The sequence below is a fragment of the uncultured Cyclobacterium sp. genome (assembly GCF_963977555.1).
Taxonomy (GTDB): Bacteria; Bacteroidota; Bacteroidia; order Cytophagales; family Cyclobacteriaceae; genus Cyclobacterium.
In genome coordinates this window covers 20,233-34,785 of the sequence record NZ_CAXBPD010000014.1, presented here as the reverse complement: position 1 = coordinate 34,785, position 14,553 = coordinate 20,233, and the positions used below count along the sequence as shown (strand labels likewise).

Annotated in this window: 9 protein-coding genes and 1 riboswitch; of the genes, 2 read left to right on the top strand and 7 right to left on the bottom strand. The window is 39.2% G+C overall.

Annotation, left to right across the window (positions count from 1 at the left end; genetic code table 11):
- Positions 1 to 37 precede the first annotated feature (37 nt).
- The gene (locus AAC073_RS16780) at positions 38 to 1,432 is read left to right on the top strand and encodes an MATE family efflux transporter (protein WP_339924954.1); all 1,395 of its coding nucleotides are present in this window, start codon (positions 38 to 40) and stop codon (positions 1,430 to 1,432) included.
- Positions 1,433 to 3,264: 1,832 nt separating this feature from the next.
- On the opposite strand, the gene AAC073_RS16775 is transcribed toward AAC073_RS16780, so the two are convergent.
- The 5 genes from AAC073_RS16775 to AAC073_RS16755 all read right to left on the bottom strand — a co-directional run bounded on the left by AAC073_RS16775 (position 3,265) and on the right by AAC073_RS16755 (position 8,215).
- Complete coding sequence (locus AAC073_RS16775; RefSeq protein ID WP_339924953.1) at positions 3,265 to 5,220, bottom strand: hypothetical protein; 1,956 nt, start codon at positions 5,218 to 5,220, stop codon at positions 3,265 to 3,267.
- Positions 5,221 to 5,517: 297 nt separating this feature from the next.
- Positions 5,518 to 5,799: a Trm112 family protein gene (locus AAC073_RS16770; protein WP_339924952.1), complete on the bottom strand. Its 282-nt coding sequence runs from the start codon at positions 5,797 to 5,799 to the stop codon at positions 5,518 to 5,520.
- 2 nt (positions 5,800 to 5,801) lie between these two features.
- Complete coding sequence (locus tag AAC073_RS16765) at positions 5,802 to 6,443, bottom strand: thiamine phosphate synthase (RefSeq protein WP_339924951.1); 642 nt, start codon at positions 6,441 to 6,443, stop codon at positions 5,802 to 5,804.
- The gene (locus AAC073_RS16760; protein WP_339924950.1) at positions 6,440 to 7,492 is read right to left on the bottom strand and encodes an AIR synthase-related protein; all 1,053 of its coding nucleotides are present in this window, start codon (positions 7,490 to 7,492) and stop codon (positions 6,440 to 6,442) included. Before AAC073_RS16760 ends, AAC073_RS16765 begins: the two co-directional genes overlap by 4 nt.
- Positions 7,493 to 8,215 carry a class I SAM-dependent methyltransferase gene (locus AAC073_RS16755; RefSeq protein ID WP_339924949.1) on the bottom strand — a complete coding sequence of 241 codons (723 nt, stop codon included), beginning with the start codon at positions 8,213 to 8,215 and terminating at the stop codon, positions 7,493 to 7,495.
- Positions 8,216 to 8,284: 69 nt separating this feature from the next.
- Positions 8,285 to 8,380: riboswitch (TPP riboswitch) on the bottom strand.
- 168 nt (positions 8,381 to 8,548) lie between these two features.
- Here AAC073_RS16755 and AAC073_RS16750 point away from each other — a divergent pair.
- Positions 8,549 to 10,465, top strand: coding sequence for a D-arabinono-1,4-lactone oxidase (locus AAC073_RS16750; protein WP_339924948.1), 1,917 nt, complete (start codon positions 8,549 to 8,551; stop codon positions 10,463 to 10,465).
- A 781-nt stretch (positions 10,466 to 11,246) separates the two neighbouring features.
- Here the strand turns inward: AAC073_RS16750 and AAC073_RS16745 are convergent.
- On the bottom strand, positions 11,247 to 12,599 hold the full coding sequence (locus AAC073_RS16745) for a hypothetical protein (protein ID WP_339924947.1): 1,353 nt from the start codon (positions 12,597 to 12,599) through the stop codon (positions 11,247 to 11,249).
- Positions 12,600 to 12,848: 249 nt separating this feature from the next.
- Positions 12,849 to 14,324 (bottom strand): IS1634 family transposase, encoded by a 1,476-nt coding sequence (locus AAC073_RS16740; protein ID WP_339924946.1) that lies wholly within the window; start codon positions 14,322 to 14,324, stop codon positions 12,849 to 12,851.
- Positions 14,325 to 14,553: the final 229 nt, after the last annotated feature.

The window sequence follows — 14,553 nt, the reverse complement described above, 5'->3', positions numbered from 1 at the left end:
CAGATTAATTTACGGTTCTTTGGCATTGATTAACCTTATGAAAAAGCTTGTTTCAACTTATCAATTATTTTTACTCGCCATCCGTGGAAGTGAGCAGGACTTTACCAAGCTTCCCATAAAGACCGGTATATTTCTTTTGGCGATTCCTATGATCTTGGAAATGATCATGGAATCACTTTTTGCAGTAGTGGATATATTTTTTGTTGGCAGGCTAGGAGAACATGCCGTGGCCACCGTAGGCCTTACTGAAGCGGTGCTTTCAATCATCTATTCACTTGGGGTAGGCATTAGTATGGCAGGCACCGCTTTGGTAGCGCGTAGGTTTGGTGAAAAAAACTATAAACAAGCAGGTACATTGGCCTTCCAATTATTGTTGGTAGGGGTTTTGGTATCCATGGCTTTGGGAATTGCTGGTTTTCATTTTGCGGAAGATATCCTTCGATTAATGGGAGCGGAATCCGAAGTTTTAAAAAGGGGAACCTCCTATACAAAGATCATTTTTGCAGGCAATACGGCAGTTATGTTATTGTTTTTGATCAATGGAATATTCCGTGGGGCAGGATCTGCTCATTTGGCAATGCGGGCATTGTGGATTTCCAATGGGTTGAATATATTTTTAGATCCATTGTTAATTTTTGGCCTTGGATCCATTGACGGCCTTGGTTTGGTTGGAGCTGCTTGGGCCACGACTATTGGTAGAAGCATAGGCGTACTGTACCAATTGTACCACCTCTTTAATGGGAAACACCGCTTGGTTATAAGAGCTTCCAACCTTTTGATACGTTGGGAAACGCTTAAGAAAATTATTAATATATCCATCGGAGGAATGGGGCAGTTTTTAGTGGACTCCGCTGCTTGGATAGTGCTTACACGAATCGCTTCTGAATTTGGAAGTGTTGCTGTAGCAGGATATACCATAGCTTTTAGAATATTGCTTTTTAGCCTTATGCCGGCCTGGGGTTTATCGGCTGCTGCTGCAACGCTTGTTGGGCAAAATTTAGGAGCGGGGAAAGCATACCGTGCAGAAATAGCGACTTACCTTACCGCCAGGTATAACTTTATGTTTTTGGCAGGGGTGACAATAATCTATTTGTTTTTTGCAGATGCGCTTGTAGCGGCGTTTACCCAGGAAGAGGAAGTAAGGGCCATAGCAGCAACAGGGTTAAAGGTAACTGTTTTAGGCTATGTGTTTTATGCGGTAGGCATGGTGATGGTTCAAGCCTTTAACGGTGCAGGCGATACCACCACACCTGCCTATATTAATATTAGTGTATTCTGGTTATTGGAAATTCCTTTGGCCTATTATCTAGCGATCGTTTATGGTCTCAATACTACGGGTATCTTCATTACCATTGCTTTTTGTCATTCTCTTCATGCGCTGGTGGCGCTGTGGTTTTTTAGAAAAGGAAAATGGAAATTTGTGAAAACCTAAAGCCGGCACCATGGGGCAGATTAGGTTTAAAGGGATTTAGCGGTTAACTAGTTAAAATGGTTTTGCTGTAAATCATTTTAAGAAAAAAATAAAACTACCGGTCTATGTGAAACCGGTAGTTCGGGAAAATAGGTTTTGATAAGGTAAATAATGTTTGTTTGACACTGCCCTAATATTATTCAAATATATCAAATAGGGGTATAGAATAGTGGATCTAAATGTTTTTATTCAGGGTATGAAATGTTATTTTTTCGCCTAAAGGCAAAGGCATTAGCTAAAAGTAAGGTTTGGTAGCTAACTTGGATTTACATCGATAACCGTTTTTATTTAGCGGGGATTGGAAGACATAGAAAAGCTAACGTGGAGTTGATCACGTATGAGATTTTGTCAGCATTGTTGCAGAAAAAAGAGCAACAATACCGCCAAAATCGAGCTGTATAGGTTATTTGTGCCAGGGGTTGGCACCCCTAGTTACAAAAATATCACTCCTCTGGAGTTTTAGGTAACGGTAAAATTGACTCGCATGGAATTTAAATCAACGGAGAATTAGATGGAATTCTAAGACCTCTGCAAAAAGTAACATTTGGCAGTTAATTAAAATCAACACTAATTTCTTTTTTATTCCGGCCTTATGGAAATTAGTAAAATGATTTCTCAATGGCGTTAGGAACAAAAAAGCTGTCTGACGCCTTTTCGGCGGAGTTTTTTTTTGTTTAGCCAGTGAGTATTCATTTTGTGTTAAGATTTACATTGAGCCTTGATTTTTTTGGTTCGTTTTTTCATCAAGGAAAAAATGAACAGGAAGAGATAAGGTTAACCAGAAGCTTAGGCCTTTAAATCATATCAAGGGGTTAATTAATACCTGTAATAGTATAAACTGTCCAATTTTACTTTGATTACGTTAAGTATATAAAGAGTTAGAAACAAGTCTAAAATTTTGGCAACAGTAAGGTAGGGTAACTTACTTGTCTCGAGATTTTGTCAGCATTGATGCAGAAAAAAGAGCAACAATACCGCCAAAATCATGCTGTATATGTTATTTCTGCCAGGGGTTTGCACCCCTAGCTACAAAAATATCACTCCTCTGGAGTTTTAGGTAATTGAAAAATTGACGTTTACGGAATTTAATCCAATGGAGAAAGAGATGGAATTCTAAGACCTCTGCAAAAAGTAACATTTGGCAGTTAATTAAAATCAACACTAATTTCTTTTTTATTCCGGCCTTATGGAAATTAGTAAAATGATTTCTCAATGGCGTTAGGAACAAAAAAGCTGTCTGACGCCTTTTCGGCGGAGTTTTTTTTTGTTTAGCCAGTGAGTATTCATTTTGCGTTAAGATTTACATACATCCTTGACTTTTTTGGTTCGTTTTTGTGTTAAGCCTGCCCTGAAGCGTAGCAACTCAGGGGAAAAAATGAACAGGAAGAGATAAGGTAAACCAGAAGCTTAAGCCTTTAAATCATATCCAGGGGTTAATTAATACCTGTAAAAATATAAACTGTCCAATTTTACTTTGATTACGCTAAGTATATAAAGAGTTAGAAACAAGTCTAAAATTTTGGCAACAGTAAGGTAGGGTAACTTACTTGTCTCGAGATTTTGTCAGCATTGTTGCAGAAAAAAGAGCAACAATACCGCCAAAATCGAGCTGTATATGTTATTTGTGCTAGGGGTTTGCAACCCTAGCTACAGAAATATCACTCCTCTGGAGTTTTAGGTAATTGAAAGATTGACGTACACGGAATTTAAATCAATGGAGAAAGAGATGGAGAATTATATGGAGTATTGCAATAGCATTTAGGCCCTATAAAAAGACTACTGCCGATTCTAGCTTAATAAACAGTCGTTAGGATTACAAGGCTGTCAATGGCAGACAAGTTTATTGTAACCTCTTTTGGAGGGTTTAAAACGAGACGTTTTCCTTTGTCACCTTGCATAAATACGCCAAGTGCAGTTTCGCCATAAGCCGAAGCCTGTTCTTCTAATTCTGAAAAAGTCGCTGTGTCCACATTTATTTCGTACTCTTCAATGCTCCTAAAGATTATTTCAGGGCCTCCCACCGTAAACAGTTCATTGTATATGCTATACAGCTCTCTTTGCATGGCAATACTTGCCAATAGATGACTTAAAATCAACGGACTGATGATTACTTCGCTTTGGAAAGATTTCAACAGTGATTCATTGCTAGGGTCAGCCAATTCCAATAAAATAGAAGGGTTTTTAATGGATTTTTCCAAAACCTCCTCAAGCAAAACAAAGCCTACCATGGTTCTTGCATCAGCCTCTTCCTCTTCCTCCATCCTGTCACTACTTACCATTAAAATATGGTCAAAGGTTTCCGCTTCAACCTTCTTTATGACGGACTCTCTCAAATAATCTGCAACAATATGATCGATTACTATTCTCTTATGTACTTCACTTACAATCCCAAAATCCTTTTTCCTGTCTTGAAGTGGCTTTAATGAGACGATCCTTATATAGTAGGATTCATCCTCATAAGTGGTCAATTCTTTAATTAAGGAAGGCACATGTTCATTCCAGCCCAATACCAAAATTCTAATTATTCCCGTCTGTTCCTCTACAGACAAGGCTTTTTTCTTAGGGAGTTGGGTTCCTACTTTCTCAATCGAGTCCTTTTCCAATTCCAGGTCTGAAAAATTTCTGGCTATCAGGATCAACTGGTCTTTCTCTTTTATAATTTCATTGCCATCAATATTTAAATAAGGAATGAAAACAGCATTTTCCTCTCTGACGATGCCTAAAACGATCGCCTTAGTGAATGCTTTTTTGACAGTATTTAAAGGGTGATTTATGGTTTCTGGGAATTCCCGGGTAAAAATATTGTTTTTAGACAACTGGGACAGCAGCTCGTTATATACTTGTGAAAGCCCTGGATGACGGATGTTTTGTGCCATCAGGCGGCTAATGATTGCATTGCTTCCAATAATTTCCAATGGTCCGCTATAGGATCTGTAAGCAGCATTTATCTTGTGATCATCTTGGATCTCGGCGATAACATAAGGCAGGGTAGTGAAGTTAAACTGCCTGGCTTCAGCATTCAGAGACAGCAGGCACTTAATGGTTTCAACATCTGGGTTGATCAGTTCTTTGCGGTCATAGGCTAAACTTGGAATTATAATGACCGCGGCATTTAGGGCGTCCACCCTTCGCAAATGCTCTCTGTCAATAGAGACACCAGTGCGCAAAATTACTTCGTGAGCACGGCGTCCGATCATGGGATTGTCCTTTAGCTCCTGCATCTGAAAGGGACTAACTTCTTCAGATAGGATAATCAGTTGTAATTTCTTGATGTTAAATTTTTCGAACAATCTTTTCAATCTTCCTGCTGACTGGAAGATTTCCGCAGCAATGTGAATCGTTCTATTGGACCAACCCAGGATAACTAAATGATTGTTGGCAGTTACTGGGGTAAGGCCTTGTTCTAAATGTCGAATTTTCCTGTTCATCCAGGTGGTTATGATGGCTACCAAAGAACCCAAAAAGATCACATAACCTGCTATGGTAAGAAGGGTGGAGATAAAGCGGCGCCAATTGCCTTGGTCATCACCTAAGTAACCAGGGTCAGTAAGCCTAAGGAATGCCCACCAAACTGCTTCACCCAAGGATTGAGAAGGGCTGTCAGTAGGTATCACTAGTAATCCCCCGAAAATGGAAATCATGCCTATTAATGCTGCAACTACCAAAAGCTGGTACTGAGCACCTTTTACCAACTGCCTTTCTAAAGTAAATAAAATTTTCCGCCGAATTCTAGGTCTTTTTAATCGCATATAATATTTAGCCAGGAGTTTTTCTGCCCTTCAATATAAAAATTAAGTTACAATAAACGATAAAGTTTTTAAGAGTCCATGTACCAACATTGCGACTATTGAAATGCTTAAGCGGTAACCTTGTCAAAGGGATTTTTTTGAGAAGTAGTGGCGATGAAGGGATTCGAAACGAGCACCTGAATAATAAAGAACTCGAGAAGGTGGGAATTGTTGTAATTAGTAGGAAATAATTAAACTTATAAAACCAGGTTGTGCAATGAAATGGCCATTGCACAACCTGGGTAATATTATTTAGGGTTAAATATCTTTTTCGGCTTCGATCAATCGGAAATTGTTAACCGTTTTCCCTTCAAGGTGCTTGCTCCATTTTTCCAGCAATGGTTTTTCCAAATCTACCTCTCTGTATTCATCGGGATTCATAATGGGTAGACCTTTTACAATAGGATAGATCCTTTTGCATGATTTGCAGTGGAGCCAGCCTTCCAGCACACGCTTATCTGTATCTTTTGTTATACTGGTCAACTCCAGATCAGATTTATCGAATGGGCAACATAATTTATCAATGGTAGATAATCTCATCGTTAATTTGATTGTAATGAATTAAAATAATTTTGTAAGGCGCTGACGGGGTCTTGATTTTGCATTACTCCTGAAATTAAAGCTATACCTGAATGAGGAAGTGCATTTAGCTCACCAAGGTGTTTTGTTTTAATTCCTCCCGCCAAGAATATTGGCATATTAGTGATTTTTCCTGCTTGTTTTATGGAATCAAAGCTAACTAAATCACAATGCTGAGTAGTGGAGGTAGGATAAACAGAGCAAAAGGATACGTAATCAAAGCCCAATTGATCCGCCTGTCGGATCAATTCCAGGTCATTATTGACCGTCAATCCTACCATGTGTTTTTTGTTCAAAAACGCATTAATGGAGGATAAATTCGAAGGGATGCTGTCCAAATGAATGCCGTCTACCCCTTCTACATTAAGTAAATCCCATCTATTGTTTACCAAAATTGGAAAGGTATAAGCAGCGGCCAATTCCACCACCTTACTTGTAAATGCTACTGCATCCTGGTCTTCTCCGAAATGATCCCAAATTTGCACAGCAGCAAGAGGGAAATCAAACAGCTTTTCAAGGGTAGGGAACAATATTTCTTCTGGTTTGTCCGATGGGTCAATGACCAGATAAATGCCTTGTCCACTTTGAATATTTAGTTTTTTCATTGCCAACCTTTTTTATATGCTCCAAAAAAAGCTTCCCAGTAGGGGTCTGTCGACTGATAAATCATGGGCGTTTTAATGCCGGCTTTATCAATTAAAATCCCCTTATCAGCTGCCGTTAACCGCCCTATTTCAGTACAGTCAATATTTTCATTGGCCAACCTGTGCTTTATTTTTATTACCTGCTCTTTTTTGCAAGTGATGAGCATGGCACCTGCCCCAATGCAATGATTTGGATCTAAAGAGAAAAGCTGACAAACCGCTGCCTGAACTTCTCCTACGGGAATCAAATCCTCATTGATTTCAGCCCCACAATTGGCTGCAGTGGCCAGTTCATAAATGGCTCCCAACACACCTCCTTCGGTGACATCATGCATGGCAGTCACATTCTTTTCCTCAGGATTTCCTGTAGCGATGAGGGCATCTTTTATAGAACTTGTCTGTTGAAAGGAAGCTTCAGCTTCTTGAAATACGGCTTTGCCCAGTTTATTGGTCACCATTTTTGGAAAACTCATGGCCAATATTGCAGCTGAAGAAATAGCCGCTCCCTTGGTTATCAGAATACTATCGCCAACCTGAGCTTTAGGGGTTGCCAGCAATTGCTCTTTAGGAGCGATACAAATAAAAGTGCCTCCTCCAGCAATGGTAGAATTCTGCCCTTCTACAAAACCAGTATGGCCTCCGGTGATGGCAACGCCTATTGCAGCACAATACTCATGGATATATTGCCAATAAATTTTAAAATCAGACTGACTCAAAGTTGCCGGCAAGTTCAAAACAAATTGTCCATACTGTGGCGCAAAGCCTGTGGTAGCCATGTCATTGGCCATTAAATGAACAGATAACCATGCAGATTCCTGCAAGCCTAACGTTGGAATTAAGGAAAGAGGGTCACTGGTGAGGGCCATGGACTGGCCTCCCGGTAATTCAACAATGGACACATCAATGCCAAAACCAGGGCCTACGCTTATATTTTTATTGGGTCTCCCACAATGGGAGGTAATAAAATCACCCAATAATCTTTCATCAATCTTTCCGACTTTTTCGCTCATCTATTTAACGTCGTTAAACTGCACATACAGCCCAAAGAAATCTCCGTAGGGCATGTTCCACTGCTGTACTGGAAACCATTTAGGAAGACCAGTACAAGACCAGCTTATGGTATAATCTCTCCCTTCCAATGCTTCTTCTATAATTTTTATCAGGTGCTTTGGGGTGTAAAAGGTGGCAGTGACATAAAATGGATTCTTACCAAAAAGTTGTTGCACCCTGCGGCGAAGTACTTTGGGTGAATTTCTGTTCATCATTCCCATTGCAATGCCGTATTTACCAACTCTTGCCGCTTCTCGGATCACTTTCATCGGATCTTTATAATATTCAAAAGTGGTGATAAAGGCGAGGGAATCAAAAGTATTGTCTTTGAAGGGCATGTGATGAGAATCTGCCATCACCAAATCACCATCAAACAGGTGGATGGCTTGAGATAACATCAAAGGAGAAATGTCTCCACCAGTAGACTCTATACCGATCTCTTTCCACCACCGAGTGAACCTGGTCGTGCCACAACCAAATTCCAATAAGGTTTTCACCCTTTTGTCTTTGGTTACCAACTGTTCCATTATTTTTTTCTGCCAGACCTCAGCTCTTTTATAACGGCCTTCATACCAAAGTTCATAGGTGTCTGTATGGTCTCGGTTGAAAAACCATTCGGGTCTGTTTTGCCAGTTTCTCTGTTGCTGTGGGATCAGCCCCATTTTTTGCTTTTCTATTTCCATTTTGAAATTCGTTTATAAAAAAAACATTCGACCGGAAAAAACCAGTGGAATGTAGCTTCAAATTACAAAAGGAAATCTGGCTTGCATCCCTACGTTGGCATTATCCAAATCAGGTTTCGGGTATTTTCTCAGCCCGACAATAGTCAAGCACCCCGTGCATAGTATATGGGCACAAAGATATTGAATAACCAATATAAAGCAAGCAGTCATTGTTAAGAGACCGTTTAGACTGTTAATAAATTGAAATTAATGAAGGGAAAACCATGTGTGTTTTTAATATTTTCGATAAATTAGGTAGTTGTTTAATGGTTTTTAAAATAGAAGATTAGATACATGTCCGCATTAACGAAATTTATTACCTGGAAGAAAGGTAATACAGTAGTGTCTTGGGTGCTTTTTGGCTTATTGGTTCAAGTGGTTTTTAACCGAAAGAATGTACCAGCACATATTGAAGTATTGGACGATACCCTTACCCATCATTGTTCCAGAACAAAAAGAAACCGTTGGGTTAACGTAATCAATTTCATGGTTACACCTAGGTTTATTCGAAGGCTTATTGAGGGCCAATTGAATAAAAAAATGGCAGCCCATGAATGTGTGATTTTATCTCTGGACAAGGATCTGACAAGAGATGATTTTTTTGAGCGGGAAAAACCTCTCAGGCGGCAATGGAGCAATTGGTATGGCAATCATTTTTCTGAGCCCTTGCAATTTTTTGTACCTGGAAAAGGGGAGTTTGAGAAATTTTCACCTGAAAATGAATCCTGCAATTGGTACGATTATAAAGGCTTGATGGAGGTGAGTGAAATGGTGAAAAATGCTGAAAAAGAAAACAGAAAAGTGCGTGCAGTTGGTTCTGGGCATGCCTTGACCGCAGTGGCACAATGTGAGGACTTTTTGGTTTGCACTCAAAACATGAACATGACCCAGCGGCCTGCTAAAGAGTGGATAAAATTGGATTACAAGGATGGCTTTGATGTAGAAGTGAATTTTGGCAATGAAAAAACAATGGAAAAGCATTACCTCTTTGAAACGGGGGGAGGAACAAAAATCAGGCATTTGATTCAAGCCTTGACTTATCATAAATTGGCCTTGATCAATCAGGGGGGCTCAAGTATCCAGTCCATTACAGGGGCTATTTCTACATCAACTCATGGTTCTGGAATTGGAATTGGTCCTGTTTCAGCTTTTGCTAAATCAATGACCATAGTAGGTAAAGGGGGTAAGATTTTCAGAGTTGAACCTAGCGATGGAATAACTAATCCTGTTGAATTTAAAAAGGACGAAAAAGTCAAAAAATACGGTATTGAATTGATTCAAGACGATGAGAAATTCAATGCCGTAATGGTAGGAATCGGTTCCGTGGGGATTGTGTTTTCTATGATTTTAGAAGCGCAACCCAATTACAGGCTTTTTGAGGAAAGGATCAATTATAATTGGGAAGAACTTAAAGCTGAGATGCAGAAAGAGGATGTGCATTCTTTCATTAATGCCCACCGACATTTTGAAGTATTGATCAATCCTTATAGGGACATGACTGCCGCCACTGAAGATGGTAAACAAAGGAAATGTCTGGTGACTACGAGGGATTACAGTGAAAAGCCAAATAGGGCACAGGCGGGGAGAGAAAGGAATTATATTTCCTCCTTTATTTCCGGAATAGCGATCTCTGGACGCTTGTCTCCTTGGGTGTTTAATAAAAATCATCAAGCCATCCCAGCAATGACCAACAATTCCATTCACAGACTTATAGACCATCGTGGAGATGAGGGAGGAGGCTTTGAGGATGAGTCTCGTTTTGTGTTGGATCAGGGATTGGGAGAACTAAAATTTTATGGTTATGCAGTTGAATTTGGCTTTCCATTGGAAAAGGTTTTCGATGCGGTAGACCTAATCATTAAAGTCTGTGAAGAAGCCCAAGAATACCAACACTTGTTGGCAGCACCATTTTCATTGCGATTTGTCAAACAATGTGATGCCCATTTGTCCATGATGAACCAGCACGACACTTGTATGATCGAGTTGGTAAGCGTAAAGGGAGTGACTGGTAGCTTGCCTTTATTCAAGCGATTGGAGAGAGAATTGCTGGATTTTGGAGCCATTCCTCATTGGGGGCTTTCTGTGGAGCCTTGGTATAGAGAGCGGGTGGAGAAAGCCTTTCCACGGTTTAAGGATTGGGAAGTGCAACAAGCCTATTTTGGCGGTGAAACGTTTAAAAATGCTTTTTTGTCACGTATACAGGATTCTTAATTTGGATTGCAAATAAGTGTTTAATTTTGATGAATTTGCGGGTTGTAGCGACTTCGAAGTAGATTTAATATGTAACTACCCAGATCTATAATTGAATAACTCTTGTGTTGAGAAGTTCTGTTCAACCCACTATCGGGGTTGAGAAATAGATGTGGAGTTGGCAGTCCACGGGTTTTCACCCGTGGTTATTGTTGTTGAAGCCCTTCAGGCTTCTTTCGATCACATTTTCAAATAAATTTGTTCCTGACATTTCTGGTATTTGTTTGATAAGTTAGGTAGGAATTACTACCCCAAGTCTGAAGGACTTGAACAATAATAGCCGTGATTTTTACTCACGGAAAAGTCATTACACACCTTCACCGCAACCCTGAATGGGGTTGAACCTTGATGTGAAAAATATATTTACGCTCACATACTCACTAGGCGTGTTGTACCACCAGGCTTCTTTCGATCACGTCTTCAAATAAATTTGTTCCTGACATTTCTGGTATTTGTTTGATAAGTTAGGTAGGAATTACTACCCCAAGTCTGAAGGACTTGAACAATAATAGCCGTGATTTTTACTCACGGAAAAGTCATTACACACCTTCACCGCAACCCTGAATGGGGTTGAACCTTGATGTGAAAAATATATTTACGCTCACATACTCACTAGGCGTGTTGTACCACCAGGCTTCTTTCGATCACGTCTTCAAATAAATTTGTTCCTGACATTTCTGGTATTTGTTTGATAAGTTAGGTAGGAATTACTACCCCAAGTCTGAAGGACTTGAACAATTGGTCAATCCAGCATTTTGGAAGTAGCGTTTGTGCGGGGATTTGAGGGGATTAGATTTTTGGGAATTTCTTGGGTGATTTTTTTCAGTTGCCTTAACTCAAAGCCAATTCTAAATTGAAACTTGGAGCTTGATAGGCTGCGATTTTCTTTAAATAGGGGATCCCAGGTTAATAAAACTACTGATTGAAGTTTTTTCCCCATTGGAATGGTTCTACCTACCCCTATTCCTGATGTCCAGATGGTTCCATCAAAATTTTTGCTTTCATAACCCGGTGCATAAGCTAAATTTATATTGCTTCTAGCCAACTCTCCCTGAAGTATCCAATTGCCCAGGCCAAAGCGCAATCCTCCTTTTATTCCTTCACCTGTACTTGATGGCGCCAATTGATTTTTAAATTGACGTTTGATTAATAATCCAGCAAAGGTGTGCCACTGACTGCTAATGCTGTATTTAATCCCAAAATCTCCAAATACCCCTTCTCCAAATGAAGTGAGGGGATCATACCAAAGGTACAAACCCATTCTATCCAAAACTTTTGCTTTTTTCAGGGTATTAGGCTCCTTAAGGCTAAATTTCTCAGCAGCAGTATTTGGTGGCGTAACTTTTATATTCCCTAGGGAATCAAGGTTTATTTTGCTGTAGTTATTGCCGATGTTTTGCAAGTACTCGTTAGAGATATCCTTTGTCTTTTCTTTGGCCACAGACTTGGCTTGAGCCATAGATAGATAGCCTTCCACATTCTCTCGGCCTAGTTCTTTCATTGCTCCTTTCCCATAAAAATCCACAAAATCTACATTTCTTGGGTCAATATTACTGTCTAATCTCCCGCTCAGTTGTTGTTCGATTTCAGGCATAAGCCATTCATTGCTCAGCGCTTTTAGATTTTCCTCATTTTGTACGATAATCTCCTCTACATCGGGAATTTTATCCGCTTTTTGCAAGGCTTCCTTGGATAACTCGACCTGCTTCAAAAGGTAATTGGCATTGTTTTTTAATTTATCGCTGGTAAGGTTTTCGCTGGAAATTAAGTTTTGAAGCATCTCCTTTTCTTGTTCTAGCACCTTTTGACCTCGCGTTTTTACGGCATTTATCAGACTGTCCTTTCTGGCGCTGTCCATTTGAGTAGTCTTTAATTTCTTGATCTGCTGATTTAGTGAATCGTAGGCTTCTTTGAGTGCGTGAATTTGTTTTATCTCCTCCTTGAACGGAAGCTTTTGACTAGGGGGGAGCACATTAAGTGATCTATCGGCCAGACTGGATGGATTACTAATTGTCGAAGGAGTGGGAGGGACTTGCGCAGCCGTCGAAAAAGCGAGCATTAAAGTAAAAATCAAGGAGATCCATGTCGCTTTCATAGCCAGGCTATTTCTCAATGGGTTTCAATTTTCATTTAAGGCCACAAAAAAGAATATATGGCGATAAAAATTTCATTAATACACGAATTGAAAGGAGGTGTTTTACTAAAATACCAAAATAAATTTGTATTTACAAGTATTTGAAAATCAGTGTACTTGTCATTCTGAAATTAGCTATGGATAAAGTAATCTGCTATACCTTACTTTTACGATAAGCCGCCCCTGTCTTCATCATTGGGACACCCAAAGTCAGGAAAAGTGCTTTAAAATTGACTGTTGTTCAATAGTTTTATCTAAAAGCATTATTTTTTCCTTTCCTGAAGGGAGTTTTAAGATAATCCCGAAAATTGTTTTGAGTATTTCCAGGGCTTTTTCTGCACTAAGAGCTATTCCTTTTTCCTTTAATTGTCTTTCAAACTCTTTGTAAAGCTTACAGGAAGCAAAGGCAATGCTTAAGTGAGCCTCAATCCTTCTTTTTTTATAATGGAATATTGGTCTGATTTTCAGATCAGTTTTAGTTATTCTGAAGGTGCGCTCTACTTGCCAGAGTTGCCTATAACTATCCATCACTTGGTCTGCTGAAAGCCTTGTATTGGTCACATACCCCTTCAGCCCATCCCAGACACTATCTTTCTCGTATTTTTGCTCATCTATAGTAATCGTCACATCTCCCTCTAGTTTGAGGTATTTGTTGTAACCTTTGTTGTTTATATGTTTCTTGGATAGTTTACCTGTAGCCAATTTTTTCTTGAGTCTCTCCATTCCTTTTGCTCTGTTGTGGGCATCTTTTGATGCTCTAGATGACGAAAATTGAACAATTAAACGAAGCCCATCTGGTCTTTTTAATTCAGAATATTTCTTGTCTTCAAGCTTTAGACTTAAGATTTTCTTTTTGAGGGTATCCGTTTCATTTTTGATCCTTCCTCCTAATATAAACTCACAGTTCTTTGCTCTTATAAGTTTTATGTTACTGTTCGACATTAGACCTGCATCAGCGATTACAGTTAGCTTTTCGAGCTTATATTTGGCTTTAAATCGTTCGATTACAGGTAACATGGTATGACCTTCAAAACTATTCCCTTGAAAGGCTTCATAATCCAGCGGATAGCCATTTTGGGATACCAAAAGCCCTAATACAATCTGGGGATTACTATGCTTGCCATCCTTGCTAAATCCAGATATCCTGAAGTCATCTTCATCCGCAGCTTCAAAGTACAACGTGGTTACATCATAAAATATCATTCCGAATTGACCGCCAAGTACACCAACTGTATGTGTATAGCTGATCTTCTTTGCATCTTCCATATGTGATTTATGGAACCTGTCCATGAAACGATAAATCTCATTAACAGAGATAGTAATACCCTTGTATTTTTGAAGATAATCTATCGTTTTAAGCTTGCTGACGGGATAAATTAGTCTAGAAATTACCAAATGCCTGAAAAGCTCTTCGGGTATAACATTAAACCCAATTTGGTCAAAAATTCTCCCTAAAACCAGCTCAGGTCCAAGCATCTGAACTTTCTGAATGCTATTGTAAACCGACTGATAAAAAGTATCATCATCTTGATGACCAAAAGCAAGCGTTTGTTGCCCATGAAAACTCATAATAAATTCATCGGCCAATTTTTTGAGTTTTTCGACCTCAAACTCATCAGAAGAACTTCCAATAGTTTTTACAACCTTATAAACTCCTGAACTTTTATCTATAACCTGAACTGACACACTACCAGATCGATTTGTTTTAGCCCTCACAAACATGAAATAAAGCTACAAAATAAAGATCGGGACACCCAAGACACCAAGAAAAAATAGCCTCAGACGTTGGAATCAAATATTATTAATTAAATAGTTGAAAATTGATGAAGTCAGGAAAAAGAATATATGGCGATAAAAATTTCATTAATACACGAATTGAAAGGAGGTGTTTTACTAAAATACCAAAATAAATTTG

Bases quoted from the DNA above. Each gene is read 5' to 3' on its own strand.
- AAC073_RS16780 (WP_339924954.1), top strand. From the start codon at position 38: ATGAAAAAGCTTGTTTCAACTTATCAATTATTTTTACTCGCCATCCGT.
- AAC073_RS16775 (WP_339924953.1), bottom strand. From the start codon at position 5,220: ATGCGATTAAAAAGACCTAGAATTCGGCGGAAAATTTTATTTACTTTA.
- AAC073_RS16770 (WP_339924952.1), bottom strand. From the start codon at position 5,799: ATGAGATTATCTACCATTGATAAATTATGTTGCCCATTCGATAAATCT.
- AAC073_RS16765 (WP_339924951.1), bottom strand. From the start codon at position 6,443: ATGAAAAAACTAAATATTCAAAGTGGACAAGGCATTTATCTGGTCATT.
- AAC073_RS16760 (WP_339924950.1), bottom strand. From the start codon at position 7,492: ATGAGCGAAAAAGTCGGAAAGATTGATGAAAGATTATTGGGTGATTTT.
- AAC073_RS16755 (WP_339924949.1), bottom strand. From the start codon at position 8,215: ATGGAAATAGAAAAGCAAAAAATGGGGCTGATCCCACAGCAACAGAGA.
- AAC073_RS16750 (WP_339924948.1), top strand. From the start codon at position 8,549: ATGTCCGCATTAACGAAATTTATTACCTGGAAGAAAGGTAATACAGTA.
- AAC073_RS16745 (WP_339924947.1), bottom strand. From the start codon at position 12,599: ATGAAAGCGACATGGATCTCCTTGATTTTTACTTTAATGCTCGCTTTT.